This is a genomic window from Balneola vulgaris DSM 17893 (assembly GCF_000375465.1).
Lineage (GTDB): Bacteria > Bacteroidota > Rhodothermia > Balneolales > Balneolaceae > Balneola > Balneola vulgaris.
Map to the genome: position 1 here is coordinate 783740 of NZ_AQXH01000001.1, position 26171 is coordinate 809910.

A 26171-nucleotide genomic window follows, 5' to 3' on the forward strand; every position below is an offset into this window, starting at 1 on the left:
GTTAACTCTCAGATGCATTTACAAATTTAGATGGGTCAGCGTCGTTATACTTTGAAGGACATTTCATTAACATATCTGAGGCGTAGAAGGTCTCCCCTCTCATCTCACCGATTACCACTAATCGATCGGCTTGCTCAAAGTTATTTGGCTTTGGTTTTGGGTAAACAACACGTCGAGTTTCACCCGCTTCATCTTTCATATAAAATGTGAACAACTTGTTCTCCATGGAAAAGCCATAGTCTTGAGTATCATCCCAAACACCTGCAACGTGAGCTGAATTCATTTCAGCCGCATCTTCAAAATTTGTATACGTGCTGATCGATTCACCAAAATTGTACATCAATAAGGAAGTAAACCCTATTATTGCCGCTACACCAAGTATTAATTTAAGATTCATTTTGATCCACTGAATTTAGTTTTGATTCAAGCGCACTTACTTTACGGTCTACTTTAAATAAGAAAAAGAGCAACACAAACCAGATGATGAGTGTAACTCCGAGGACAACAAAAATAAGGTCGTTCGAGTACATAAAATTTATAAATGCGTTAGTCTGATCTAGTTGTTCAACACCATCCCACTTCTGAGAGTACGAATTTGTCAGCGTGTCAACGGTGTTGTGAGGAACATCTTGTATGAATTTTTTCATGCGCTAAATTTAATCATTTTCGATGTGATGTTGAACCGTTTTATAGCGGTGAACCACATTGTATAACCATCCTGCTAGAGCAATAAATCCGATAAAAGCAGGATATAAGATATAGCGCAATTCTGGTGCCGTAATCTCACTAAAAGCAGGATTCCCATCTGCCCCGGGGTGTAAACTCTCTAATTGCCTTGGCACGATATAAAGAAGAAATGGAATAGTAGTTACAGCGAAAATATTATACACCGCTGATAACTTTGCTCGCTTCTCCTCATCGTCAAATGCAGAACGGAGCACGAAATAAGCCACATAAATCATAATGGCTAAGGCTGCTAAATTCATTTTAGGCTCCGCAAAAGTCCACCAAGTACCCCACGTAAATCGCGCCCATAGCGAGCCCGTAAATAATCCACACAATCCGAACACCACTCCAACAGAGGCCGCACTTTCAGCACGGATATCTGATTCAATTTGTGGCTTGTTTAAATATTTAATACTGTACCAAAAACTAAGGCCGAACATGGCAAACATGGCCATCCACATAGGTACATGAAAGAATAAATTTCTAGAGGTTTGTTCGAGAATAGGAATCTGTGGAACCTGGATCAAAAAACCTCCTGCAATCACTAGGGTCATTCCGATTGCAACTATATATTTCCAGGGCTTCAAAACGATGTGAATTTTATTAAAGAGTGCTACGTTTTTGAGGTCGTAAATATACTAATATGTATTCACTCATGAATACTTTTTCCAAAACTTTTATTTATGTCTGACGCACAACAAAAAGTAACCTTACATCCTTCTCCAAAAAACTACTTAGGCTATTACATCCTCGGTATTTTAACTCTGCCCCTATTGGTCGGTTTTGTGTTTCTATGGATGGCCTACAAACGCCAAAATGAAAAGATTTACCATATAAGTAACACTAGTATTGGCATTGAAGAGCAAGGGGTACTTGAGCAACTCTCGCTGGTCGACATTCAGCAAACACAGGTTACGCAAACTGCAGTCCAAAAATTATTAGGCATTGGCAACATTGAACTTAGTGCAAAGGTAAGTACGCTCGTACTTGAAGGATTGAACACTCCTTTTGAGTTGCTTAAGAAAATTGACGCTGCTATTGCATTCGAAAAGCAGAAGCTTCAACAAAAGAAACCAGTTACTGTTCGCCAACCAACCCACAGCCCTGGAACCATGGAGAAAATTGACCAGCTAACTGGCATGTGGCAACAGGGTTTAATTAGTTATGAAGACTATGAGAACGAACGAAAAAAATTAAGCTAGAACGCACGGTTTAAATTTTTTTACAATTAAAACCCGTTTATTGACCCCGTTAATTAACTACGGAGCAAAATGTTTAAAAAACTACTTACACCTTGTCTTGTTGGGGTGTTATTAATCGGGGCTACTCAAGTCACACAAGCACAACAGAAAGCTAACTTTGAATTGGCTGAGCGATTCACCAGCCAACAAATGCAAAAACTGGTTGGTAGCACTTCCGTTTCACCACGTTGGATTGAAGATACAGATACCTTTTGGTACACTTATGATAGTCCAAATGGTAAAAACTGGTATTTCGTTGATGCCGCTAAAGGTCAAAAACGACTACTATTTGACCAAAATGAAATGGCGGGCCAACTATCTGAAATTTTCAGCCGCACTTTCAATGAAAAAGATCTGGACTTAAAAAGCTTTAAGTTTGATACCGATAAAAATCTATTCACCTTTCATGTAGATAGTATCAATTTCACTTATAACCTTAATGGTAATAAGCTGATTAAAGGCGACTCTCTTCAAAAAGATGAACGCGAAAACTGGAAAGCATTTTCTCCAGATAGTTCATACATCGTATTTGCAAAAAATCACAATCTCTATCTCATGGATCCAGAAGATCCTGATAGCACAGAGCATCAACTTACTGATGATGGAGAACGTTGGTTCAGTTACCAATGGAGCGATGGCGACACTTCCACTACTAAGAAAATGCGCCCTCGAATTACGTGGTTTGAAGATTCAAAGAAGTTTTGGGTAAAGCGCCAAGACAAGCGAAAAGTAGATGAACTTTGGGTGATCAACTCCCTCAAAAAACGCCCTGAGCTAGAAACTTATAAATATTCTATGCCGGGTGAAGAAGATGTTTATGTAGATGAAATTCGTGTATTCAATCCAGCTACTAAAGATCATGTTGTACTGGATACCGACAAATGGGAAGATCAATCGTTAGGTGGTGCTTACTTCAATCAAGGCGGTATTTACCAAACCGAGAAATCAGACTATCTGTATATCCTAAGGCGTGATAGAACGTGGAGTAAGATTGATGTTCTGAAAGCGAATACAACCACAGGAGAAGTAAAAATATTATTCTCGGAAGAAAGTAAGCCCTATTTCAATACTCGTTATTCTCGCTTAGCGATAATCAACGAAGGTGAAGAATACATTTGGTGGAGTGAACGTACTGGTTGGGGACAACTATATCGCTACGACAGTGAAGGTAACCTGAAAAACAGAATCACCTCTGGCTCCTTTGTTGTAGGTGATATTGCCAAAATTGATACGGCTCGTTCTACTATTTACTTCAACGCTTTTGGGCGTGAGAAAGACCAACATGTGTACTATTCGAACCTATATAGTGTGAAATTTGATGGTTCAAACTTCCGTCACCTAACCCCAGAAGATGCAAACCACAGCATTAGCACTTCTCCGAAAGGGAACTACTTTGTTGATAACTACTCGCGTGTAGACTTACCGACTATTTCTGTTGTACGAGATGGTACCGGTAAAATTGTAACCAAATTAGAAGAAGTGGATATGAGTCCACTGGAAGCAATGGGTTGGAAAGCGCCGGAAGTTTTTAAGGTAAAAGCCGCAGATGGCGCAACCGATATATATGGCGTAATGTGGAAGCCCTTCGACTTCGACTCTACAAAAACTTATCCAATTGTATCGTATGTATACCCAGGCCCACAAACGGAGCCATTCCCAATTGGATTCACGCTTAGAGGTTCGGGATCCAGAACTAGCACCCTTGCTCAAGTTGGATTTGTAGTAGTGGCAATGGGTAACCGAGGTGGTAGTCCAATACGTTCGAAATACTATCATAACTATGGCTATGGCGATATGCGTGATTATCCTTTAGCGGATAACAAGTATGGCTTGGAGCAACTAGCAGGTCGTCATTCCTTTATCGACATCAGTAGAGTTGGTATCTATGGTCACTCAGGTGGTGGTTTCATGAGTACTGCTGCACTACTTACCTATCCTGAGTTTTATGACGTTGCCGTTTCATCAGCTGGTAACCATGATAACAACATCTATAACATCTGGTGGGGCGAAGTTCACAATGGTGTAAAAGAGGTTAGAAAAACTAAGAAAGTAAAAGATGAAGACGGCAATGAAGTGGAAGAAGAAGAAATCACTTTTGATGCTCCTGTAGAAACAAATGCAGCATTAGCTGGTAATTTACAGGGCAACCTTCTCTTAGTTCATGGCGACATGGATAACAATGTACACCCAGCCAATACCATTCGTTTAGCCGATGCTCTAATCAAAGCTGGTAAACGATTTGATATGATGATACTTCCAGGTAGGCGTCATGGTTTTGGGCCATACCAACCGTATTTCGATAGAATGATGTGGTACTATTTTGCAGAGCATTTACTCGGCGATTACCGCTCGAACATCAATTTCAATTTACCGAAGGACGATAATTAGAAGACTCTCTCTACTCAAATATTCTAATCCAAAAGGGCCCTGATGAATTCAGAGCCCTTTTTTTGTGCTTTAAAACTTATGCTAATAATTAACGTCGGCTCGCATTTGCAATCTCCTCGAAATCAACGTTTGTATACCTAAAGCTTGTTGCTTGAAACAGCTGGTTCCCGTATTGATCTCTCCAGTCTCTGTGTAATCCTAAGAGCTCAGGTAAAGGTGGTTCAACATGAAAAATCACCGTATATCTTTGGTCTCTTTCGCCAGGTAGTTTGATATTTCGAGCATAGTGAAAGTTATCTATCAGATTGATGTGAGATACTATTTCTATATTCGATCGCTTTTTGCCAGTTGCTTCATTAATCACTTCAGCGGTAATTGTGATATAGGGAATGAACCCACCTCTCGGTGTACCTTTTGGCACCCTGATACTTTCATCACTTGCCCAGTTTACACGAGCCTCAAGATGTACGTCCGTTTCTGATTCGGCTAAATGCATCTCATGAGGAGTCACATCATCTTTGATGGCTCCTTCAAAAATGAATACGATACCCGGTTGTACTGTTTCTTCACCAATGATGAGCTCCTGCGCATTGAGCGTAGTACCAAATAGCGAAAGTGTAATAAATAAGGAATAGAATAATTTTTTCATGATTGGAGTAAATTTTAAATTCGCTCCAAATCTAACATTATTTAGAATAATTCTAAATAGAAAAGCCATTATTCTGTAAGCTCTTTCATTATTCTATCAATCTTATCATTAAGTGCTTGCGCTGCTTGTTGGTAGTCTTCTCTTCGATCAATAGAAGTGTTTACACTACAGTAGAATTTAATTTTGGGCTCGGTACCAGAAGGACGTGCTGAGATGATAGCACCGTCTTCGGTAATAAATTGAAGCACATTAGATGAAGGCAGGTCGATTCGAGTATGCGCTCCACTGTTAGTATTTAAAGCTTCACCCGACTTATAATCTTTAATGGTTATCACTCTAGAACCACCTAGTTTTTTAGGTGGAGCCGCTCTGAATGCTGCCATCATTTGCTGAATTTCTTCAGCCCCTGATTTTCCTTTTTTGATTATTGAAATCAGTTTCTCTTGGAACAAGCCGTGTTCTACATACATATCTAGAAGGGCTTCATAAAGGGAGCTTCCTTGATCTTTATAGTATGCGGCCATTTCAGCAATAATGACTCCTGAAACGATGGCATCTTTATCTCTCACATGTTCACCAATAAGATAGCCATAGCTTTCCTCACCGCCGGCAATAAACTCTTTCTCCCCTTCAAAATTAGTCATCAACTCACCGATGTATTTAAATCCCGTGAGTGTATTGTAGCAATCAACCCCATATGATTTTGCGATGCGATCAATGAGATATGACGTTACGATGGTTTTTACGATGTACTGATTCCCGTTGAGTTTCCCTGCATTTTTCCATGCCGTAAGCATGTAATTGATAATGAGCGTACCGGTCTGATTACCATTTAATAAAATCCATTCGTCTGAATCATCTTTAACAGCAATTCCTACCCTGTCGGCATCAGGATCTGTAGCCATCACAAGGTCGGCATCCAATGCTTTTGCCTTCTCAATTGCCATAGATAGGGCATCCTGCTCTTCTGGGTTTGGATACACCACTGTTGGGAAGTTCCCATCAACAACCATTTGTTCTTCCACAAGATGCACATTCTCGAAGCCATAGCGTTTTAAAGCTGGTGGCATTAACACACTTGCTGTTCCGTGTATAGGAGAGAAAACAATCGCTAAATCTTTCTGGCGAGCAATAGCTTCTTTTGAAACCGATAGTGCTTCTAGCTCATCTAGGAACTGATTATCAATTTCTTCACCAATACTATGAATAAGGTTCTCATCGCCATCGAAGTTTACATCATCAATAGATGATATTTTCTGAACTTCTTGCATAACTGCGGCATCGAAGGGTGCAACTAACTGTCCACCATCGGCACCATAGGCTTTAAAACCGTTATATTCTTTTGGGTTATGTGAAGCCGTAAGTACTACCCCACCCTGGCATTCTAATTTTCGAACAGCATATGATAGCTCAGGGGTTGGACGAAGTCCTTCAAAGAAATATACTTCAATACCATTTGCTGAGAATACATCGGCTACTACTTTTGCTAAGGTATCTGAGTTATTCCGGCAATCGTGAGCTATAGCTACTTTAATCTTTTGGCCTGCGTAGGTCTTCTTCAAAAAATTACTAAACCCTTGCGTAGCCATACCAAAAGTATATTTATTTACGCGATTGGAGCCTACTCCCATTATTCCTCTCAAGCCACCTGTACCGAATTCCAGGTCTTTATAAAATGCATCCGTCAACTCTTCACCTTTTCCAGCTTCAACAAGCTCTTTAATTTCGGCTTTTGTCACATCATCGTAACTACCTGTTAGCCATTCATTAATTTTTTGTTGAACCGAGTTGTCGAGTGACTCCATGCGTGCTTTCTTCTTAACTATTGGGGTTTATTTAAGCCGCTAAGATAGGCATTCTATAGTAAATTGAAGAAGTATATTGGCAGATTAATGGTCAAAAAAAAGCCCCATAAAAATGGGGCTTCGTTCTTTAGTTACCTTCTTTAAACTGATTGGTTATGAGTATGGGTTCCCCAAAACCTAATCGCTCTAAACGATCAAATTGCGTTTTCGCATCTCCTACAACCACATAGATCATCTGGTTTGGATTCGCATACTTTTTAGCAAGTTCACTGATTTCTTCTTTAGTGATGTTCTTCACTATTTCTTCACGCTCACTTACATAATCTGCTTCCCAACCGTACTCACTGATGTCATCTAACATATTCAGCTTTGCACCTAGTGTTTCGAAACGGCGTGCATTACTTTTCAGCAAGAAGCTTTTCGTGGTCTCTAGGTCTTTATCACTGAAAGTATTCGGATAGTTTTCAAGGATTTCTTTAACTGCGGCTGCCGACTCATAAGTTACGTTGGTACGTACCCCACTTGAAATCACAAATGCACCTGCGTTTTTGCTTCCGTTGAATCCAGAACCAATTCCGTACGTGTATCCTTTACCCTCACGAAGCTCTTGCGTTAAGCGTGATGCAAAACCACCACCACCTAAGATGTAATTCATCACGGTAGCTTTGTAGTAATCATCGTGCGTTTCTGGCATCGCTAAGTAACCAAATCTAATTACCGACTGCTTAGCATTTGGTACATCGTAAAAATACACCTTTGATTGATCAGGCTTGCTCATCGCTGTAAAAGTTGGGATTTCAACTTCTTTACTCGCCCACTTTTCTTCAATTGATGATAATGGAGCTACCGCTTCTGATTTATTAACATCGCCCACTACCATGAAATCTGCCACTGATGGGGAGATATAATTATTGTAGTATGCTTTTAAATCATCGAGTGTAATAGATTCCACGCTCTCGGTCGTCCCATTGGCATCATACGACATGATATGTCCTTCACCGAATAACAACTTGTTATATACACTCGCTGCAATACTGTTTGGATTCGCACTTTGCTGAGCAATATTACTTAATACGCTTTGTTTAGCGAGATCGAATTCTGTTTCATCCCAACGAGGCTCTAGAAGCATCTCTTCTACTAGTTGCATGGTGGCATCATAATTTCTTGTCAGAGTAGTTCCAGAAATTGTGATAGCTTCTTTGCCTCCACTAACGCGAATAGTTGCACCTAATAAGTTTATGGCTTCTTCTAACTCAGCTGGAGTTTTATTTGCCGTTCCTTTATTCATTAACTCCGCCATCAAGTTGGAAACACCTGTTTTTGACGGGTCTTCTAGCATTAGCCCACCATCAATTTCTAGCCTAAATTGAACGATTGGAAGCTCATTATTTTCGATACCGTGAACGGCTAAGCCATTCGATAGAGTAGTATTCCAAACATCTGGTACTTTCACATCTGGATTGTCACCATAAGGTGGTTCAACAGAACGGTCGAAGCTAGAAGGAGTTTTTTCATACTCACTGCTTGCTGGTAGTGTAAACTGTTCGTTGGCTGCACCTTGAACAATCTTTTCTTCTACAACCTCAGCAGGTACAGAACCTTCCACTATCAACTCCTTCTGGCCTTTAGGCACGAAACTAGTGGCTACATAATTTTTCCCTTTGATGTATTTTTCATACACCGTCATTACATCTTCTTTAGTTACCGCTAATACATATTCGATATCTTTGTTAATGTATCCTGGGTCGCCTGCAAAAATATTATACTGTGCTAGTTGGAAGGCTTTACCTAGTACACTTGATAATCCGTTATAGAATTGCGTTTCAATACCCGCTTTAATTCGCTTAAGATCTTTATCGGAAATTCCTTCTTCTTCAAACTTATTAAATGCTTCTTGAACCGCTATTTTCACCTCATCTAAATCTGTGTTTGGGTATGCACGCACAATGAGAGCCGTCTCGCCAGCAATTTCACTATTCTGGCTAAACATGAACACATTGGATGTAAGCTGTTTGTCTTCAACAAGTACCTGATTAAACGGTGCTGTTTTACCGTCTACTAAAAACTGCGTTAGCACATCTAAGGCATATGTATCAGGATGATATTGTTCAACCGTTGGCCATACCATTCTGAATTCTGGTAATCGAGCAAAGTTATCCTCGTAATACAGCTCTTTAGTTTCAGTAAGTGTTACTGGTTGCTTAGGAAGTGGCGTAATTTCTTCACCTCTTGGGATTTCATCGAAGTACTTATGCACCCATTCTTTTGCCTGTGCAACATCGAAGTCACCGGCTATAACTAAGGTAGCGTTGTTCGGTACATACCACTTTCTATAAAACTCCTTTACATCCGCAAGGGTAGCATTCTGAAGATCTTCGAGAGATCCAATCACTTGCCAATTATACGGATGACTTTCAGGGTATAAATTTTTACCCACTACGTAATTTACGTGGCCGTATGGTTGGTTATCTACGCCTTGGCGCTTCTCATTTTTTACTACCTGCTTTTCTTTTGCAACCACTTCTTCGGTTACTGTGTTAATGAAGTAACCCAGTTTGTCGGCTTCCGCCCATATCATTTTCTCAAGGGCATCATTTGGCACCGTTTGGAAGTAATTGGTTCGATCTCGGCTGGTAGACCCGTTGGCACCGGAGCCACCAATTCGGCTACTCATTTTGTCTAAGCCACCTTTACCAAGGTTTTCCGATTCTAGGAATAGTAAATGCTCAAATAAGTGAGCGAAACCCGTTTTACCCTCTTTTTCTCTTGCTGAACCAACATGAAATGTTAAAGCTACAGCTGTTACTGGATCTGATTCATCTTTATGAAAGATTACTTCTAACCCATTATCTAAGGTCATCTTCTCATAGTTCACAGTAAAATCTGCTTGTTTATTTTGTGAACAGGCTCCTATAAGACCTACAACCCCTATCAAGACTAATAGTTTTTTAATCTGATTATTCATTACTCATTATTTAATTAAAAATGTTATCCGAATATAGGACGTAAGCCAAACAGTTTAGTTAAAAGATCAATAAAGTTTTACACTATAAAGAAGCACTGTATTCTTACAAATTTCTTAAAGACTTGATCTCTATCGCTTCCATTTATTTGCGTCTATATTTTGATAAAAGAAAATGAATCAATGGCTTACAATATAAATTACTGATAGGCCTATTACATTTTCTTACAAGCATATCCAATTCGTTTCATATACATTAAATGCTATTCTCCCAAGCACTTATATAGCTAACTAAATTAGGGACCATTGCTCGGGGCAATGGATAATTCAAAAACAACTACTATGAAGATTACTAAACTACTATTACTGGTTTTCTTGATGGTGCCTTTAGTGGCCCAAGCTCAAAAGAAAACCAATAAGAAGAATAGTTCAGATATTGTACTGAACGAGAAACATTTTAACGGATTGAAATGGCGGAATATCGGTCCATTTCGTGGAGGTAGAAGTGTTGCCGTTGCTGGCGTTGTAGACCAGCCGCTCACCTATTATATGGGAACCACTGGAGGTGGAGTTTGGAAGACGGTTAATGCGGGTAATACCTGGAAAAACATATCAGATGGATACTTCAAAACTGGATCGGTAGGTGCTATCGGAGTATCTGAAAGCAATCCTAACATCGTTGTTGTAGGAATGGGTGAGCATGCTGCACGTGGTGTAATGACTTCAATGGGTGACGGCGTTTATAAATCTACCGACGCTGGCAAAACTTGGAAGCATATTGGTTTAGATAAAACTCGCCACATCTCGGATGTAATCATCCACCCTACGAATCCGGATATCATTTTTGTATCAGGCCAAGGAGCGCAATATGGCCCAAATGAAGAACGAGGTATTTTCAGAACCATGGATGGTGGAGAAACTTGGGAGAAAGTGCATTATGTAGATGAGAATACGGGTGCTGTAGCACTGTCTATGGATATGACAAACCCACTTATTTTATACGCAGCTATGTGGGAACACCGTCGCTATCCATGGACGATGGTATCAGGTGGCGAAAAGTCGGGCTTTTATAAATCAACCGACGGTGGTGATACTTGGAAGCAGCTTAAAAACGGACTTCCAAAAGTAATGGGTAAGGCTGGTATCTCTGTATCTCGAGCTAATCCAAACAGAGTATATGCTGTGATTGAAGCCAAAGATGATGAGGCGGGTGTGTATCGTTCAGACAATGCTGGAATGTCGTGGAAACTAGTGAACAAAGATCGCAATAACGTAACTCGTTCGTGGTACTACATGGAGATTTTTGCCGATCCACAGGATGAAAATGTAGTGTATGTACTTAATGCACCGACTAATAAATCTATAGATGGTGGGGTAACCTTCACAAATGTACCGGTACCACATGGTGATACGCATGACATGTGGATCAATCCTACCGACAACCAAAAAATGGTTCACGCCAACGATGGTGGTGGCAATGTTTCTTTGGATGGTGCCCGTTCGTGGAGCACCCAACAAAATCAACCAACAGCACAGTTTTATCGTGTTAATACCGACAACTTGGTGCCATACAATGTATATGGTGGGCAGCAAGATAACTCAGCGATTCGCATTGCAAGCCGTACCACAGATGGTGGCATCGACTGGAAAGATTGGGAATCGGTAGCAGGTTGTGAAAGTGCATATGCCGCCTTCGATCCTGATAACCCTGTTGTTGTTTATGGAGGATGTTACCAAGGTATCATTGGCAAGTGGATGGAAGCCTCTAAACAAGAAAAGCCTATTAAAGAATATGCTGAATTGGGTTTAGGTATAGTGCCTAAAGACTTCAAGTACAGATACAACTGGAATGCTCCAATTATCAGTTCTCCACATGATCCTAGTACTATTTACCATGTAGGTAATGTAGTATTCAAAACTACCAACGAAGGCGATAGCTGGGAAGTAATCAGCCCTGATTTAACACGAAACGACAAGTCGAAGCAAGGACCTGGTGGTGGACCATTTACGAACGAAGGTGCAGGTGGTGAAAATTACAACACCATTATGTACTTGGTGGAATCACCCCATGAAGAAGGAGTACTCTATGTAGGTACCGATGATGGTTTGGTGCATATCACCAGAGATGGCGGGACAAACTGGACGAACATCACCCCTAAAGGAATGCCTGAAGGCATTGTGAATAGCATCGAAGTTTCACCACATGACCCTGCAACGGCTTACATGGTGATGATGAACTACAAAGCTATGGACCTGAGCAATTACATCTACAAAACAGATAACTATGGTAAATCATGGAAGAAAATTGTAGATGGAATTGAAGATGAGCACACATTCACCCGTGTTGTTCGTGAAGATCCTAAGCGAAAAGGTTTACTGTACGCTGGTACCGAAACAGGTTTATATGTATCGCTAAATGATGGCAAAAAATGGGAGCGTTTTCAGTTAAACCTTCCTGTTGTGCCTATTAACGATTTAAAATTCCAAGATAATGACCTTGTTGCTGCAACTGCAGGACGTTCTTTCTGGATCTTAGATGATGTGGCAGCCCTTCAAAACTTTAAAGCTAAAAGTGATGAGCTAGCTATCTTCAAACCAAAAGACACTTATTTGTTCTTTAATGGAGCTAGCCGAAGTCCACTTATTGGTCATAATCCTCCTCAAGGGGTAACGATGGACTATTACCTTCCAGAAGTAACCGACAGCACTGAACTTACTTTGGAAGTGTTAGATGGAAGTACAGTAATTCGTTCATATAGCAATAAAGCGGATACTGAAACTAAAACATGGACGGGTGGTCCTTCGAAAGACCCTCTACTTCCTGCTAAAAAAGGGTATAACCGATTTACATGGAACTTCCATAGAGAATCATTACCGGGTGTAGAAGGAGTATTCGTTTTAGGTGATTACAACGGTGCTCGCGTAGCTCCGGGCACGTATACCCTACGACTCACTCAAGATGGAAAGACCTCGGAAACTAAGGTTACAGTACTTCCTAACCCTAATATTGATACCAATCCTGCGGATTACAGAGAGCAACAACGTGTTCTAGCTGAAATCGCCGATGCGGTTACGGATATTCATACTTCTGTAAATCAAATGCGTTCTGCAAAAGCACAGCTTGAAACCTATGCTAAGTTGCTCAAAGACCACTCAGGCGCTGAAGAATTATTAGCCAAAGGTGAAGCTTTAATTAAGCGAATTGATAGCTGGGAACAGCACCTCATTCAACCTAAACAAAAGACTTTTCAAGATGTGATTAACTATCACAATCAGCTCAATGCTAAGTTTATTCACCTAAAAGGATATGTAGATGCTGCCGATCCTACCGTAACTCTTGGTGCAAAAGAACGATTGGCTGACTTACAAGCTGATTGGAAAGTGTATGAACGCGAACGTGATGCTATTATAAACAATGAGATGAGTGAATATAATCGCATGTATAAACAATTAGGCTTACCTGCAATAATCATGGATTAACGCATGATTTAACATGTAAAACTTAACGTGTATTCTGGAATGGAAGGTGATCATTATTTCGCCTTCCATTCTTTTTTTCTACCTTTGGCATGCAAGGGGTGCTTAACATTTGTTAGGCTGAGATTACACCCATAACCTGATCTGGATAATGCCAGCGTAGGCTAAAAAAACACTTCTATTCTGTGAAGTTGTACATCTCGCCCACCCTTTTGCTCAATTTAAAATATTTCATCTGCACGAATGAGCAACTTAGAGAAAAAGCAATTTGGGTTAACCACCAAGAAGGTTCAAAAATGGAAAGGACGCGACGAATGGTTCTTTAATCGAGAGCACACCGATGTGTATGAAGATTATTATGAAGGACCTTATAAAAGAGCCGAAGTTTGGCAAAAGAAAGTGCTTGGGGAGTTACTCACCAAAGATGAACGAGTAAAAACTTTATTGGAATATGGTTGTGGCACCACCCGTTTCACTCGATGGTGGCATAACATCGGAATTGAAGCCATGGGCGCCGACATCTCCCCTTTTATGCTTTCACATGCTGTGAAACTCTTTGATGGCGACTTAGTTTGGGCCGATTCACATCACATGCCCTTCAAAGATCATAGTTTTGATGCACTCGCTTTTGTTGCCACCTTTGCCTACTACAAAGACCCTATTAAAGTGATACAAGAAGCTGTTCGAGTAGGTAAATATGGAGTGTTGTTTGGGATCATGAATAAAAATACTCCCAAGTTAGTACGTCGCAGAGTTCAGCAAGCTTTTGGTAAAAACGCTTACTATGAAACGGCCAATTTCTACACTCCTAAAACCCTCATAAGCACTATTCACAAAGCTCTTGAAGGGCGCAACTACACTATTGAATGGACCTCAACGGGCTTACCAAAATGGTTCCCTGTTCAACAATGGGGACTCCCAGTAGGTGATTTCTTTTCTCTTTATGTGAAACTAACCGATGTAGACTAATGAGTGCTTTTGTAGATCAATCTGGAAAAGTTGCCCTTTCTATCTTCGACGATCTCTTCGAAGGTAAATTTGGTAAGCAACGCAAAGAGGTACTACAAGGACCAAAATTTGGTGTAGATACTTCTGTGATTGATTTAGGTAGCGGACAAGGTTTGGTAGTATCTAGTGATCCGCTATCCCTCATTCCCTCATTAGGCTTAAAAGAATCGGCATGGTTATCTGTGCAATTATTGGTGAATGATATGGCTACAAGTGGCCATGCTCCTCAATTTGCTCAATTCACTTTAAATCTACCGCCGGAGTTATCGAAAGATGATTTTAAAACCTACTGGGGTTATATACACGAATTCTGTAGTGACGTTGGTGTAGCAATAACGGGTGGACATACGGGGCAGATTCCTGGGCAAAACTCTACCATTGCTGGTGGTGGAACCATGTTTCTAAAAGCACCCCTTGAACGAATCATTAGCAGTGCTGGAGTTTCAGGTGGGGACGCAATTATTGTAACTAAGCAAGCTGCTATGACGGCCTCCTCCATACTTGCTAAAAGCTTTCCCCATACAGTGAAAGAACACATCGGTGAAGCACTACTTCATGAAGCTCAAGACAATTTCTTTCGAACATCGGTATTGCAAGAAGCACAAATTGCTGCCTCTACCCTTGCGCCAAAGGTGGAGCTAAGAGCAATGCACGATGCTACTGAAGGTGGAATTCTAGGGGCTATTGATGAAATGGCGACGGCGGCAAATTGTGGCTTCATCGTAGATAATGAACTACTCCCTATTCATGGGGTTACGGCAAAAGTATGTGAAGTCTTTGAAATCGACCCGCGTTTTAGTGTAGGTGCGGGATCGATGATCATCGCTACAGCACCTAGTTGTGAAGATGCTCTTATTCATAATTTAGCAGATGCTGGTATAGCAGCTCAATGTGTTGGCTATTTCAAAAACGCGCCTACCGAGAAATATATCATTGAAAACGAAGAGAAAGTGCCTTTCCAATTTGATGGAAAAGATCCTTATTGGGAAGCTTTCTTCAAGGCATTAACAAACAAACTCACTTAAAATGACTGAATTTCCGAAAGGCATCTACTTGGTTGTAGACCCTCAAATGGAAACGGATGTACTCTTTGAAAACACTAGGCAAGCTTTAGAAGGTGGTGTTAATGTATTACAGATTTGGAATAACTGGCCTGAGTCTTATGATCAAGCTAGCAAAGTAGCATTTATCAATCAGCTTCTAGAATTAGCGAATTCCTATAACGTACCTGTTCTCATCAATAATGAATGGGAACTCATGCGCGAAACTGAGCTAGCTGGCGTTCATTTTGATGAAATTCCAGCAGATATAAAATCTATACGACTTCAAATACCCAGAACATTTTATGTAGGAATTACCTGTGGAAACGACCGTAAAAAAATTAGAGCGGTTCAAAATTTAGAAGTCGATTATATATCGTTCTGCTCCATGTTCCCCTCTTCATCTGTAGATACTTGTGAAATTGTTAATCCAGATAATGTGGCCTTTGCCCGACTTTATTCATCCTTACCCATTTTCGTTTCTGGTGGTATCACTCCAAACAACGCATCAAGCCTGATGGGATGTGGTGCGGATGGGATTGCGGTAATTTCGGGTATTTTAAACGCAGAAAATCCTAAAAAAGCAGCTGAAGCTTATCAAAAAGCACTAAAACACATATAATTATTATGCAAAAACAACTCCTTAAAAAACTATGCTGCCCAATAGATAAATCGGATTTAGAAGTTCAAATATTTACTGAGCAAGAAGACGAAATTCTTGAGGCGCTAATGACATGCCCTGAGTGCAATCGCTTTTTCCCTGTTATATATGGCCTCCCTATTCTTATCCCAGATGAGTATCGTGATTTTGATATGGAAGGTGAGGTATTAACACGCTGGGGTTTTATCTTAGATGAAAAATCAGAAACTCCTCAACTTTTACCTGAAGCTTCTACTACAGAATAGAAGATTTATATTGGGGAATACCTTTTACTCATATTGAGACAAGATGTCTAAATCATCCTTTATCATTCGCGAAGCTCAGCCGGAAGAACATCAAGCTCTTGGGGCCATCATGGTGGATGTATATAGCTCTTTAGAAGGGTTTCCCCAACCGGATGAGAAACCGGGTTATTATCAAATGCTCCAAAATGTAGGTGAATTAACCCAGAAAGAGTCCATCTCTATATTTGTTGCCCTTTCTAGTACCGATAAAGTACTTGGTGGTGTGGTTTACATGCGCCGTTTAAAAGATTATGGAGCGCCAGGTTTAGTAACCACCATACCTCAAGCCTCTGGTTTTCGATTGCTCGCTGTTTTACCTGAAACTCGTGGTATGGGTGTTGGAAAAGCTCTCATTCAAAAATGCATCGATCAAACTAAAGTGGATGGCAACCAACAACTCATCATCCACTCTACTGAATTCATGAAAGTAGCGTGGGGCATGTACGAACGAATGGGGTTCTCCCGATTCCCAGATATTGATTTTCAACAAGGCCAACTGAACGTGTATGGATTCAAATTAAACATAGATTAATCATACACATACCACAAAACACTTCAATTCGGAACCCTACCATTTAGCTTAATTTATTAGGGCGCAAATATCTATCCCAACTATACTTTTTTTATAGCGCCATTTTTATACTTTAAGGCATGAAAATATTGCCTCTATCATGTACTATCCTAGCTCTATTGTTTTTGAGTTGTTCAACACCTCAATCTCTACCTGATCAAATTCTTGGAAACTTTGAAGACGATTATGGAATTAGATATGAAATCACGAATCATGCTTTTACTATGCAGCCCAATAGCATATATCATATCGTTGAGATAAATAATGACCAACAATTCCTGATAGCGCAAAACGACGCTAACAATAAGTACGATCCTGAATTATATACCCGCATCGATTGGGTCAACTTCGAGGATATGCAACCATTCCAATGGGGTTTTTGCATAAGTGCTTACAATGCATCCTCGCCCGACAGTATCAAGAGTGTTAAAAATATTAACCGTGAAGCTCCTAAAACAGGCTGTAACGGATATCCATTTTCTAGAATGAAACCCATACAATCATGAAGAAAACACCCCTCTTTATTGCCCTTGTATTCGCGTCAGTATTACTGATACAACCTAGCTATGCTCAAACAAGTACAGAAGTGTATCTTTTTGATATTGAGCTTATGGATGGTGAATATACACTGATGAATCCCCGGAATGTATCCGACAACGATGGCTATGATAACCAACCGTCATTCACCGCGGATGGCAAAGGTCTTCTATTTGCTTCCACTCGTGGGGACCAAACCGATATTTTATGGTACGACCTATCAACGGCCACAAAGCGTTGGCTATCCGACACTGAAGGCGGTGAGTATTCACCAGTATTGATGCCATCAGGCAAACACATCAGTGCGGTAAGATTAGATCCTGATGGCTTACAACGCCTATACCGATACCCTATCAAAGGAGGGAAACCTGAAGTAATCGTGCCCGAACTTAAAATAGGATATTATGCTTGGTATAATGCCGATGTCCTAGTTTCATTTGTATTGGGTGATCCAGCAACCCTCCAAAAAAATGACATCAGCTCTGGCATTAGCACCGTTTTATTTGAACGCCCAGGTCGATCAATCCATAAAATTCCAAATACCGACCATTTTAGTTTTATGGATCAATCGAAAGGCGATGAATGGCTAATCAAAGCCTATAACCCTTCTACTGGAAATGCTACATTGATTACTGAAACGCTCAAAGGCTCTCAAGATATGGCTTGGTTAGATAGCGATCGTATCCTTATGGGTAAAGACTCAAAGCTTTATATGTACCATACTAAAGAGTCGACGGGTTGGATGGAATTTCATGATTTAAAACAATGGGGTCTTTCAGAGATTACTCGCTTAACCGTTCACCCTACCGGAAAACACCTAGCAGTAGTGGTTTCGGGCAAATAAACGTCAACCCTGTATTACTTAAGAAAGTCTTTCAGTGCATTCTAAAATTATGTGAATGTGGTGAAAGGCTTTTCTTTTTTAAGCTAATTAGAAACGTCTTTTTACTAATTATCACTAATAAGATATTGGCAAACCCTAAGCCAATAGTATATATTGACCTGCAACTCACAATTAACTCAAACATTATAGAATGAAAAAACTACGGAAAACCTTTTTTCCTCTGTTATTGATTCTTCCTATGCTGTTTCTTTCTGCAAATGTAAATGCGCAGAGCGATCCTACAGCTGAGTCTCCAGCAACCCGAACTTATGCAATTCAAAATGCAACTATTGTACAAGCACCGGGCAATGTTATAGAAGGTGGAACAATCGTAATAGAGAATGGACTGATTAGCGCTGTCGGTAAAAATGTAAACATACCAGCATATGCTGAAATTATAGATGGAACGGATTTATTTGTATACCCAGGGTTTATAGATGGCATGGCATATACAGGAGCAAAACGCCCTGAGCAGCCAGAACGCCCAAGAAATTTATTTACACCAGATCCTCCAAATGAATATGCTGGTATCACTCCAGAGAAGCATGTTGTTGATCAAATCGTAATCGATGATGCAAGCATCAGCAGTATGCGTAAACTCGGATTCACAGTTTCTCACACTGTACCTTATGGTAGAATGTTACCAGGATCTGGTGCTCTTTTACTTCTTACTGAGAAAGAACATGCAGATTTAATGCTTCTTCAAGAAGATGTATCGCTTTACACTCAATTTGCAGGCGCTCCAGGTGCTTACCCAGGTAACACCTTAGGTATTATGGCGAAGTTTAGAAACTTGTACCGTAATGCAGAGCTGTCTAAACAACATTCAGAGATGTATGCAAGTGGTCCAGCGGGTATGGAACGCCCAACCCGCGATCGTACACTTGAAGCTTTCTATCCTGTTGTTGCTAAGCAAAAGCCAATTTTCTACAACGCGAACACCGCTCTTGAAGCACGTAGAGCCATCCGCTTGAAAAACGAATTAGGCTTCAACTTAGTAATTGGTAACCTTCAACAAGGTTGGGATTTAGTGGATGCTATTAAGAATAGCGGAACTCAAGTGTTCATGTCTTTAGAGCTTCCTGAAGAGCCAAAAGAAGCTAAAGAAGAAGATCAAACCGAAGAAGTAAAGCAACTTGAAGAGCGCCGCATGGAGTTCTACAAAAGATATCTAACGCAATATGCTGAAATGAAAAAAGCAGGCGTTAAATTTGGTTTCTCAACCATCGATGCTTCTGCAGGTAAAATCAAAAAGAACTTAAAAACGCTTCTAGATTACGGAATGACCGAAGATGATCTTCTAGCGGCTCTTACTATCGACGCTGCTGAACTATTGGGCATCAACACCATTACTGGTAGTCTTGAGAAAGGAAAACTTGGTAATGCTGTAATCACAAAAGGGGCGTACTTCGCAGATGACTCTCAAGTGAAATACGTATTCGTTGATGGCGATAAATTCGATTTCGAAGTCAAAGAAAAGAAAGCGAATGGCGAAAACGCAGCTCCTGCAAATGCTGAAGCGATTGTTGGAACATGGTCGTACACAGTAATGTCGCCAGAAGGTGAGCAAGGTGGTAAGATGATTATCCGTATGGAAGATGGCTTCTTAGCGGGTACTTTAACCAGCAACGACGGAAGCCCTGATAATGATATGCAAAATATCAGCTTCAGAGATGGTGAATTAAATTTTGAATTCAGCATCGACGCTGGTGGCCAATCAGTATTAGTATTAGTAAGCGGCCCCGTAACTGGCAACGAATTTGATGGCGAAGCAACCGTTGAGCAATTCAACGTTTCTTTCCCTCTCCGAGCTACAAAAGATGAGGCTAAATAAGATGAAAGCACTTAACATGAAGAAAAGCACATTATTGATCGCATTCGTCCTGCTTGTAACTTCTGTAGTTCAAGCTCAGGTTAAGAAAGGCGATGTACTTATTAAAAATGCTACGGTGATTACAATCACCAACGGTACTTTAGAGAACACGGACGTTTTAATCCGTGATGGAAAAATTGATAAAATTGGAAAGAGTATTAAAACTCCACGTGGCGTTGAAGAAGTAGATGCTACTGGGAAGTTTGTAATGCCGGGTATCCTTGATGCTCACTCTCACATTGCAGGTACTTCAATTAACGAAGGAACTAGCCAAGTTACTGCCGAAGTAACCATGGAAGATGTAGTGAACCCAATGGATGTTTCCATTTACCGAGCACTTGCAGGTGGTGTAACTTCGATTCACCTAATGCATGGTTCTGCCAACGTAATTGGCGGCCAAAATGAAACGCTAAAACTTCGTTACGGTTCTACCAACCCCGACGATCTACGTTTTGAAGGCGCTCCAAGAACTATCAAGTTTGCGCTAGGTGAAAACCCAACGCGTGGCGGTAGAGCTCGTGGAATACAACCTCAAAGTAGAATGGGTGTTGAAGCAATGCTTCGTAATTCATTCTCTGAAGCTCTTGTTTACAAAAAGAAGTGGGATGCTTACCGCAAGGATAAAAGCTCTAAGAAAGTAGCTCCTGAATATAACCTCAGAATGGAGACACTTGTTGATATCCTTGAAGGTGAAATTCTAGTACACTGTCACTCTTATAGAGCCGACGAAATCTACATGCTACTTAAAGTATTTAGTGATTTTGGTATCGAGAAGTTAACTTTTCAGCATGCCAACGAAGCTTACAAAGTAGCTCCTGAATTAGCTGAATTTGGTGCAGGTGCATCGGTATTCGCTGATTGGTGGGCATACAAACTTGAGGTATACTACTCTACTGCATACAACGCTGCTATTCTAACTAAGAATGGTGTTAATACTTCCATTAACTCAGATTCTGGTGAACTTATTCGTCACCTTTTCCACGAAGCTGCTAAAACTCAAAAGTATGGTCAGTTAAGCGATAACGAAGCTCTTGCTCTTATCACAATCAACCCAGCTAAGCAGTTAGGCATCGACCATCGTGTTGGATCTATCGAAGAAGGCAAAGATGGTGATATCGCAATCTTTGAAGGCCACCCACTATCAACTTACGCTATTCCAGTAATGACATTTGTTGACGGTGTGAAGTATTTCGATCGTGATAATGACGTGAAAGATCAACGTATCTACATCGATCCTGAATCTACTATTGAAACGGTTCAGATTTTTGATGCGCACTCACAACACAGATGCATGGAAGATGCTGAAGTGGTGAATTTCTACGACCTCTTTAACAATAAATAGGAACTGATATGAAAAAGTTTTTATCCATAGTTTTTGTACTCACCTTTATTCCGTTGCTCACATTTGGGCAAATCGGACAAGATGTAGTGAGGAAAGCAAGAGGTGCTAAATTTGCCCTTACCAATGCTAAGATTTACACCGTTACCAATGGTGTTATCGAAAATGGTACTATTGTAATCAACAACGGTATTATTGAAGCGGTTGGAGCTAATATTAACATTCCAAGTGATGCCGAAGTAATCAATTACAACGGCCAAGAGATTTACCCAGGAATGATTGATTCGGGTACTCAACTTGGTTTAAGTGAAATTGGCAGTATTGCTGAAGCAAAAGATTTCCGTGAATTTGGAAATATCACTCCACAAATGCAGGCATTAACGGCTGTAAACCCTAATTCAGTAGCAATTCCTGTTACGCGTGTAAGTGGTGTTACAACAGCTCTAACTATGCCATCAGGTGGGTTATTACCTGGTACCGCAGCAACCATTAATTTGTTTGGGTATACTCCAGATCAAATGTTTGCTGGTTCAAAAGGTATTGTAATGAATTTCCCTTCTTCTGCTAATCGCGGATGGAGACGTCGTTCGCCTGAAGAGCTTAAAAAAGCTCAGGAAAAGGCACTCGAAACCTTGAATGACACTTGGGATAAGGCTGAGCTTTATGCTAAAATTCAGAATACTCCTGAAGCGCGTTACTACCCAGAAATGGAAGCTCTTGCTAAAGTAGTTAACGGCGAATTAAATCTTTATATCGAAGTTGATGCAGCTAAAGACATCCTTGCGGCTATCGACTGGGTTAAAGATCGTGGCTACGAAAAAGTAGTATTCACTGGCGTATCTGAAGGCTGGAGAGTTGCTGATGAGATTGCAAAAGCAGGCATCCCTGTTATCACAGGTCCTGTGCAATCTATCCCAACTCGTCAATCTGATGCTTACGATTCAGCATACCGTAACCCTGGTGTTATGCAGAAAGCTGGTGTTAAAGTAGCCATTCGTTCAAACGACACTGAGAATTCTCGTAACCTTCCATACCACGCTGGTTTTGCCGCTGCTTATGGAATGGGCCGTGAAGAAGCTCTTAAAGCAATCACCATTAATGCTGCCGAAATTATGGGCGTAGGTGATCAAATTGGTTCTATTGAAGTAGGTAAGAAAGCAAACTTATTCATCGCAACCGGTGATCCTTTCGAAACAGCTACTCAAATCGTTGATGTATTCATTGATGGGTACCAAGTTCCAATGACGAGCCGTCACATTGAACTATATGAAGAGTTCTTAAACCGTACTCCTGGCTTAAACAAACATAAAGCCATTACCGACGGTCAATAGTATTAGATCTATTTTTATCTAATGATTTCAAAAGCGACTCCCCTTCGGAGTCGCTTTTTTTATTTCATCATATTTTAAATGGATATCCATATACTTAAGCATCTTAACATTGGCACATTTCTAATCCATATAATCCTATGAACAAGAACCTACTGTATTTACTGCCACTTGGAATATTTCTACTCACAACTTGTAGCAAAAAAAACACCTCCCCTCACCACCCTATCATTGAGCCTTACTTCACGATTATAGATCAGGAATTTGATGAAAGTCAGGCACTCCAAACAGTAGCTTACGTAGAGCAGTTTTTCAGAGTAGTAGGAAACGAAGGGTTCAACAAATCTATCTTTTATGTAGAGAAAGAATTACAAAGCGCGGGTTTCGTTAATGAAGATGTTGCTGAAGAAGATGATCGCCTTACTTATAGAATTGAAGAGCGCCCTCTAGAACGCCAAACGTGGGAACCCGTAGGTGCCTCATTATCCCTTGAAGATGGAACTGAGATTCTCAATTTCGAAACGAATCGAAATATGATTGCCATCAACTCATACAGTACAGGGAATCCCGAAACTTATGAAGTGGTTAATGTTGGTAGTGGACGTGAACTCAACTTCGATCAAGACATAAAAGGCAAAGTAGTTTTTGGGGAAACCTCGGTACGCTATCTCTTTAACGAAGCTGTTCTCAAACGTGGTGCAGCTGGTGTTTTGGCCTACAGAATGCCGAGCTATACTAATCCTGAAGTAAACCAAACTTCAATTCAATTCTCAGGAATAACCTTAGATGAGCAATCTCGTTCATTCGGTATTCTACTATCATATGCTGCTAAAGAAGCTCTACTTAAAAGTATAGAAAATGGCGATGACCAGATCACGGTAGATATCACCACCAACATTTATCCTTCTACTGAATTAACCGTTGTTGCAGAACTCAAAGGAAGTACACATCCAGATGATCGGTTTGTATTTAGTGCTCATGTGCAAGAACCCGGTGCAAATGATAATGCCTCTGGAGTTGGAGCCTTAACCGAAGTAGCCCTCACAAGTGCTCGTCTTTTTGCCGATGGAAAAATCAACCCAGAACGAACTATCACTTATTTGTTTGGGGATGAAATCATATCCACACGTCGTTTTATTGAAGAAGATAGTGTTCGTGCTGAAACGATTAAATGGGGCATGAGTTTAGACATGGTAGGCGAAGACACTGAGAAAACAGGGGGTTCATTTTTAATAGAAAAGATGCCTGATCCAGGCGCTATCTGGGTTCGAGGAAACGAAAAGCACACCGAATGGGGTGGTCGCATACTTTCTAAAGAGGATATGATGCCGCATTACTTCAATGACTTTGTGTTAAACCGATTTATTGAGCAAGGCCAAGCCAAAAATTGGACTGTAAATGTAAACCCATATGAAGGTGGTAGCGATCATGTACCATTCCTTCGAAATGATATACCTGGCCTCCTACTATGGCACTTTACCGATCAGTTTTATCACACCGATAATGATAGAATTGATAAAGTATCTCCTCAAACACTGAAAAATGTTGGCACAGGAGCATTAATTACTGCCTTAACCCTTACGGGAAGCCAAGAAGAAGCCTTTAACTTAGTGCTTTCGGAGATTAAAGAAGCCGCATTAAATCGCTTGAATGTAGAGTTTGAACTCAGCAAAGATGAGCTTTCGAATAATGGTAGCATAGCTGAAGAAAAAGATATTCTATCTACATGGAGCACTTGGTATCAAGATTCAGCTGAAAGAACGATTGATATACTTAGCAATCCTTCGAGTGCGCAGATTCAACAAATTAGTGAAGTGGTAACTGCAATTCAAAACGAGGAACAACAACTCCTCAATGCGTTAGAGAATTAGACATAAAAAAGTCCCGAAGAAATACATCTATCGGGACTTTCCATCAACAAAACTGCTTTTCTAAATTATCTTAAGCCGTTTGGCAGGCCTTTACAGATTCGGCTTACTGCATCATGGCTGTGCAGGCTTTCTAAATGTGCGCAACGTACCACGAAATCACGGATGCTGTTATAACTATCCAATTCTTCATAGAGTAATCGAGCGGCATCTTCTACAAATTTCTGATATGCTCCATTCAACTCCGCGAAAGCCTGTTCATCTTCACGCTTCACCATCACTTGTGTTTCCGTCTTCAGTGCGTTTCTACAAATCTGAACTAAGTCTTCTACCAAAAAAGCATCTTGTAGAGCTACCGTTATTTCTGCAACACTTCGTTGACTGTGCGGAATTGCTGCCACTCCCCTCGTTTCACGAGCATGCTCTGCTAATTCGTATGAACATGGACATGCACTGCTATATACAAAATTGAGATGCATGTGCTTCGTAAACCGATCATAATTATCGAGTCGACCTTCCCAAGCTACATCATAATACTGATAGCCTTCCATTCCAGAACGTAAACTTTCCATGAGCAATGGATAGCTAAAACTAAGGCGCAGAAAGGATTCCTGACTTTCCAATTGAGTTTTATACGCCTTTAAAATCTCTTCCAACAAATCTATGGTAAATACGCGGTCTTTAAACTCATAAAAGGTTCGCATGATACGACTCATGTTGATTCCTTTTTTCCCAGCCTCTAAACTCACATATCCATCTACCGACACTTCTAAAACTAAAGGAGCGCCTTCTCTCGTCTTAATATGGAGGGGTAACTTAAAATTTGAAATACCCACCTGTTGAATTGGCACGTTTGCCCCTTCAATCAACGATGAAGGTCCATTTTGTAAATCAGGTAACGACTTTTTGTAGTCATCGGAAACAGTAAAAGTAGGATCGTAAAATCGCTTAACAGATTTGGTAATCATAAGTAGTGTAGATGAATAGTTTTAAAAAGCTTTATAAGGACAATACTCTGCTATATTTCGTTCTGTCTCGTACAATTTCACAGAATATAATACAGCCCCATCGGCAGCTACTTTTTCTACTTCTTCTTTGAGTTGCTCATAAAATGCTTTCACCAAATTTTCTGACGTTGGTAGAATTCCTTCAAGAAAAGGCACATCAAGATTGAGGTTCCTGTGGTCGCACGGCTCCGTAATCTTCACTCTTATAATTTCTTTTAGTTCTCCCAAGTCGATTACATAGCCCGTTTCTGGATCAGGTGTGCCGGCTACGGTTACTTTAATCACATAATTGTGACCATGCCAGTTAGGGTAGTTACACTTCCCAAATGTAGCCTTATTCCATTCATCACTTTTTTGAGGATTATGAAGACGATGTGCGGCGTTAAAATGTGCTTTCCGAGTTACAAATATCACAGATGTATGTCTTTAATTATTGAATCTTAGAAACCAATCTGTTGGTGACTAGGTTCCAAAAATAATTATCATCTGCTATACATCCTATTTCCAATATCTGTTATACATTG

At 40.4% G+C, this 26171-nt stretch carries 22 protein-coding genes; 14 read left to right on the top strand and 8 right to left on the bottom strand.

The window, feature by feature from the left end; translation table 11 throughout:
- Position 1: 1 nt before the first annotated feature.
- Genes B155_RS0103415 through B155_RS0103425 form a run of 3 tightly spaced genes read right to left on the bottom strand, consistent with a single transcriptional unit; the run spans position 2 to position 1313 of the window.
- Complete coding sequence (locus B155_RS0103415) at positions 2–397, bottom strand: cytochrome c maturation protein CcmE domain-containing protein (RefSeq protein WP_018126844.1); 396 nt, start codon at positions 395–397, stop codon at positions 2–4.
- On the bottom strand, positions 387–647 hold the full coding sequence (locus tag B155_RS0103420; RefSeq protein ID WP_018126845.1) for a CcmD family protein: 261 nt from the start codon (positions 645–647) through the stop codon (positions 387–389). Before B155_RS0103420 ends, B155_RS0103415 begins: the two co-directional genes overlap by 11 nt.
- A 9-nt stretch (positions 648–656) precedes the next feature.
- Positions 657–1313, bottom strand: coding sequence for a cytochrome c biogenesis protein (locus B155_RS0103425; RefSeq protein ID WP_240386240.1), 657 nt, complete (start codon positions 1311–1313; stop codon positions 657–659).
- A gap of 96 nt (positions 1314–1409) precedes the next feature.
- Between B155_RS0103425 and B155_RS12880 the strand changes: the two genes are divergently transcribed.
- Together B155_RS12880 and B155_RS0103435 are read left to right on the top strand one after the other, a co-directional pair.
- Positions 1410–1928, top strand: coding sequence for a hypothetical protein (locus tag B155_RS12880; protein ID WP_018126847.1), 519 nt, complete (start codon positions 1410–1412; stop codon positions 1926–1928).
- 69 nt (positions 1929–1997) lie between these two features.
- Complete coding sequence (locus B155_RS0103435; RefSeq protein WP_018126848.1) at positions 1998–4355, top strand: S9 family peptidase; 2358 nt, start codon at positions 1998–2000, stop codon at positions 4353–4355.
- Positions 4356–4443: 88 nt separating this feature from the next.
- Here B155_RS0103435 and B155_RS0103440 read toward each other — a convergent pair whose 3' ends face one another.
- From B155_RS0103440 to B155_RS0103450, 3 genes are all read right to left on the bottom strand, one after another.
- Positions 4444–5004: an iron transporter gene (locus tag B155_RS0103440; RefSeq protein ID WP_026167174.1), complete on the bottom strand. Its 561-nt coding sequence runs from the start codon at positions 5002–5004 to the stop codon at positions 4444–4446.
- A 68-nt stretch (positions 5005–5072) separates the two neighbouring features.
- Positions 5073–6809 carry a phospho-sugar mutase gene (locus B155_RS0103445; RefSeq protein ID WP_018126850.1) on the bottom strand — a complete coding sequence of 579 codons (1737 nt, stop codon included), beginning with the start codon at positions 6807–6809 and terminating at the stop codon, positions 5073–5075.
- A 127-nt stretch (positions 6810–6936) separates the two neighbouring features.
- Positions 6937–9774, bottom strand: coding sequence for a M16 family metallopeptidase (locus tag B155_RS0103450; protein ID WP_018126851.1), 2838 nt, complete (start codon positions 9772–9774; stop codon positions 6937–6939).
- 339 nt (positions 9775–10113) lie between these two features.
- Here B155_RS0103450 and B155_RS0103455 point away from each other — a divergent pair, with 339 nt between their 5' ends.
- The 12 genes from B155_RS0103455 (at position 10114) to B155_RS0103510 (ending at position 24643) form a co-directional block, all read left to right on the top strand.
- Positions 10114–13251: a WD40/YVTN/BNR-like repeat-containing protein gene (locus tag B155_RS0103455; RefSeq protein WP_026167176.1), complete on the top strand. Its 3138-nt coding sequence runs from the start codon at positions 10114–10116 to the stop codon at positions 13249–13251.
- Positions 13252–13491: 240 nt separating this feature from the next.
- A complete protein-coding gene (locus tag B155_RS0103460) occupies positions 13492–14217 on the top strand; it encodes a class I SAM-dependent methyltransferase (protein WP_018126853.1) in 726 nt (241 codons plus the stop codon).
- The gene (locus tag B155_RS0103465; protein ID WP_018126854.1) at positions 14217–15281 is read left to right on the top strand and encodes an AIR synthase-related protein; all 1065 of its coding nucleotides are present in this window, start codon (positions 14217–14219) and stop codon (positions 15279–15281) included. Before B155_RS0103460 ends, B155_RS0103465 begins: the two co-directional genes overlap by 1 nt.
- Before the next feature lies 1 nt (position 15282).
- On the top strand, positions 15283–15918 hold the full coding sequence (locus B155_RS0103470) for a thiamine phosphate synthase (protein ID WP_018126855.1): 636 nt from the start codon (positions 15283–15285) through the stop codon (positions 15916–15918).
- 5 nt (positions 15919–15923) lie between these two features.
- Positions 15924–16202 (top strand): Trm112 family protein, encoded by a 279-nt coding sequence (locus B155_RS0103475; protein ID WP_018126856.1) that lies wholly within the window; start codon positions 15924–15926, stop codon positions 16200–16202.
- A 43-nt stretch (positions 16203–16245) separates the two neighbouring features.
- Positions 16246–16773 (top strand): GNAT family N-acetyltransferase, encoded by a 528-nt coding sequence (locus B155_RS0103480; protein ID WP_018126857.1) that lies wholly within the window; start codon positions 16246–16248, stop codon positions 16771–16773.
- A gap of 164 nt (positions 16774–16937) precedes the next feature.
- Positions 16938–17318 carry a hypothetical protein gene (locus B155_RS0103485; RefSeq protein ID WP_169331267.1) on the top strand — a complete coding sequence of 127 codons (381 nt, stop codon included), beginning with the start codon at positions 16938–16940 and terminating at the stop codon, positions 17316–17318.
- On the top strand, positions 17315–18193 hold the full coding sequence (locus B155_RS12885) for a TolB family protein (protein ID WP_018126859.1): 879 nt from the start codon (positions 17315–17317) through the stop codon (positions 18191–18193). Before B155_RS0103485 ends, B155_RS12885 begins: the two co-directional genes overlap by 4 nt.
- 190 nt (positions 18194–18383) lie before the next feature.
- Positions 18384–20066 (top strand): amidohydrolase family protein, encoded by a 1683-nt coding sequence (locus tag B155_RS0103495; protein ID WP_018126860.1) that lies wholly within the window; start codon positions 18384–18386, stop codon positions 20064–20066.
- Positions 20067–20082: 16 nt separating this feature from the next.
- Positions 20083–21447 carry an amidohydrolase gene (locus tag B155_RS0103500; protein WP_026167177.1) on the top strand — a complete coding sequence of 455 codons (1365 nt, stop codon included), beginning with the start codon at positions 20083–20085 and terminating at the stop codon, positions 21445–21447.
- 8 nt (positions 21448–21455) lie between these two features.
- Positions 21456–22775, top strand: a complete 1320-nt coding sequence (locus tag B155_RS0103505) for an amidohydrolase family protein (RefSeq protein ID WP_018126862.1) — start codon at positions 21456–21458, stop codon at positions 22773–22775.
- Positions 22776–22912: 137 nt separating this feature from the next.
- Entirely contained in the window at positions 22913–24643 is a 1731-nt protein-coding gene (locus tag B155_RS0103510; RefSeq protein WP_018126863.1) for a M28 family peptidase, read from the top strand.
- Positions 24644–24708: 65 nt separating this feature from the next.
- Here B155_RS0103510 and folE2 read toward each other — a convergent pair whose 3' ends face one another.
- Complete coding sequence (gene folE2 / locus B155_RS0103515) at positions 24709–25608, bottom strand: GTP cyclohydrolase FolE2 (protein WP_018126864.1); 900 nt, start codon at positions 25606–25608, stop codon at positions 24709–24711.
- Between the two features lie 21 nt (positions 25609–25629).
- A complete protein-coding gene (locus tag B155_RS0103520; protein ID WP_018126865.1) occupies positions 25630–26061 on the bottom strand; it encodes a 6-pyruvoyl trahydropterin synthase family protein in 432 nt (143 codons plus the stop codon).
- Between the last annotated feature and the right edge of the window lie 110 nt (positions 26062–26171).

Excerpts from the sequence above, each read along its gene's own strand:
- B155_RS0103420 (WP_018126845.1), bottom strand. The coding sequence starts at position 647 with ATGAAAAAATTCATACAAGATGTTCCTCACAACACCGTTGACACGCTG.
- B155_RS0103435 (WP_018126848.1), top strand. The coding sequence starts at position 1,998 with ATGTTTAAAAAACTACTTACACCTTGTCTTGTTGGGGTGTTATTAATC.
- B155_RS0103510 (WP_018126863.1), top strand. The coding sequence starts at position 22,913 with ATGAACAAGAACCTACTGTATTTACTGCCACTTGGAATATTTCTACTC.
- B155_RS0103500 (WP_026167177.1), top strand. The coding sequence starts at position 20,083 with ATGAAGAAAAGCACATTATTGATCGCATTCGTCCTGCTTGTAACTTCT.
- B155_RS0103415 (WP_018126844.1), bottom strand. The coding sequence starts at position 397 with ATGAATCTTAAATTAATACTTGGTGTAGCGGCAATAATAGGGTTTACT.
- B155_RS0103450 (WP_018126851.1), bottom strand. The coding sequence starts at position 9,774 with ATGAATAATCAGATTAAAAAACTATTAGTCTTGATAGGGGTTGTAGGT.
- B155_RS12885 (WP_018126859.1), top strand. The coding sequence starts at position 17,315 with ATGAAGAAAACACCCCTCTTTATTGCCCTTGTATTCGCGTCAGTATTA.
- B155_RS12880 (WP_018126847.1), top strand. The coding sequence starts at position 1,410 with ATGTCTGACGCACAACAAAAAGTAACCTTACATCCTTCTCCAAAAAAC.
- B155_RS0103460 (WP_018126853.1), top strand. The coding sequence starts at position 13,492 with ATGAGCAACTTAGAGAAAAAGCAATTTGGGTTAACCACCAAGAAGGTT.
- B155_RS0103480 (WP_018126857.1), top strand. The coding sequence starts at position 16,246 with ATGTCTAAATCATCCTTTATCATTCGCGAAGCTCAGCCGGAAGAACAT.
- B155_RS0103495 (WP_018126860.1), top strand. The coding sequence starts at position 18,384 with ATGAAAAAACTACGGAAAACCTTTTTTCCTCTGTTATTGATTCTTCCT.
- B155_RS0103505 (WP_018126862.1), top strand. The coding sequence starts at position 21,456 with ATGAAAAAGTTTTTATCCATAGTTTTTGTACTCACCTTTATTCCGTTG.
- B155_RS0103440 (WP_026167174.1), bottom strand. The coding sequence starts at position 5,004 with ATGAAAAAATTATTCTATTCCTTATTTATTACACTTTCGCTATTTGGT.
- B155_RS0103445 (WP_018126850.1), bottom strand. The coding sequence starts at position 6,809 with ATGGAGTCACTCGACAACTCGGTTCAACAAAAAATTAATGAATGGCTA.
- folE2 (WP_018126864.1), bottom strand. The coding sequence starts at position 25,608 with ATGATTACCAAATCTGTTAAGCGATTTTACGATCCTACTTTTACTGTT.
- B155_RS0103470 (WP_018126855.1), top strand. The coding sequence starts at position 15,283 with ATGACTGAATTTCCGAAAGGCATCTACTTGGTTGTAGACCCTCAAATG.
- B155_RS0103455 (WP_026167176.1), top strand. The coding sequence starts at position 10,114 with ATGAAGATTACTAAACTACTATTACTGGTTTTCTTGATGGTGCCTTTA.
- B155_RS0103475 (WP_018126856.1), top strand. The coding sequence starts at position 15,924 with ATGCAAAAACAACTCCTTAAAAAACTATGCTGCCCAATAGATAAATCG.
- B155_RS0103465 (WP_018126854.1), top strand. The coding sequence starts at position 14,217 with ATGAGTGCTTTTGTAGATCAATCTGGAAAAGTTGCCCTTTCTATCTTC.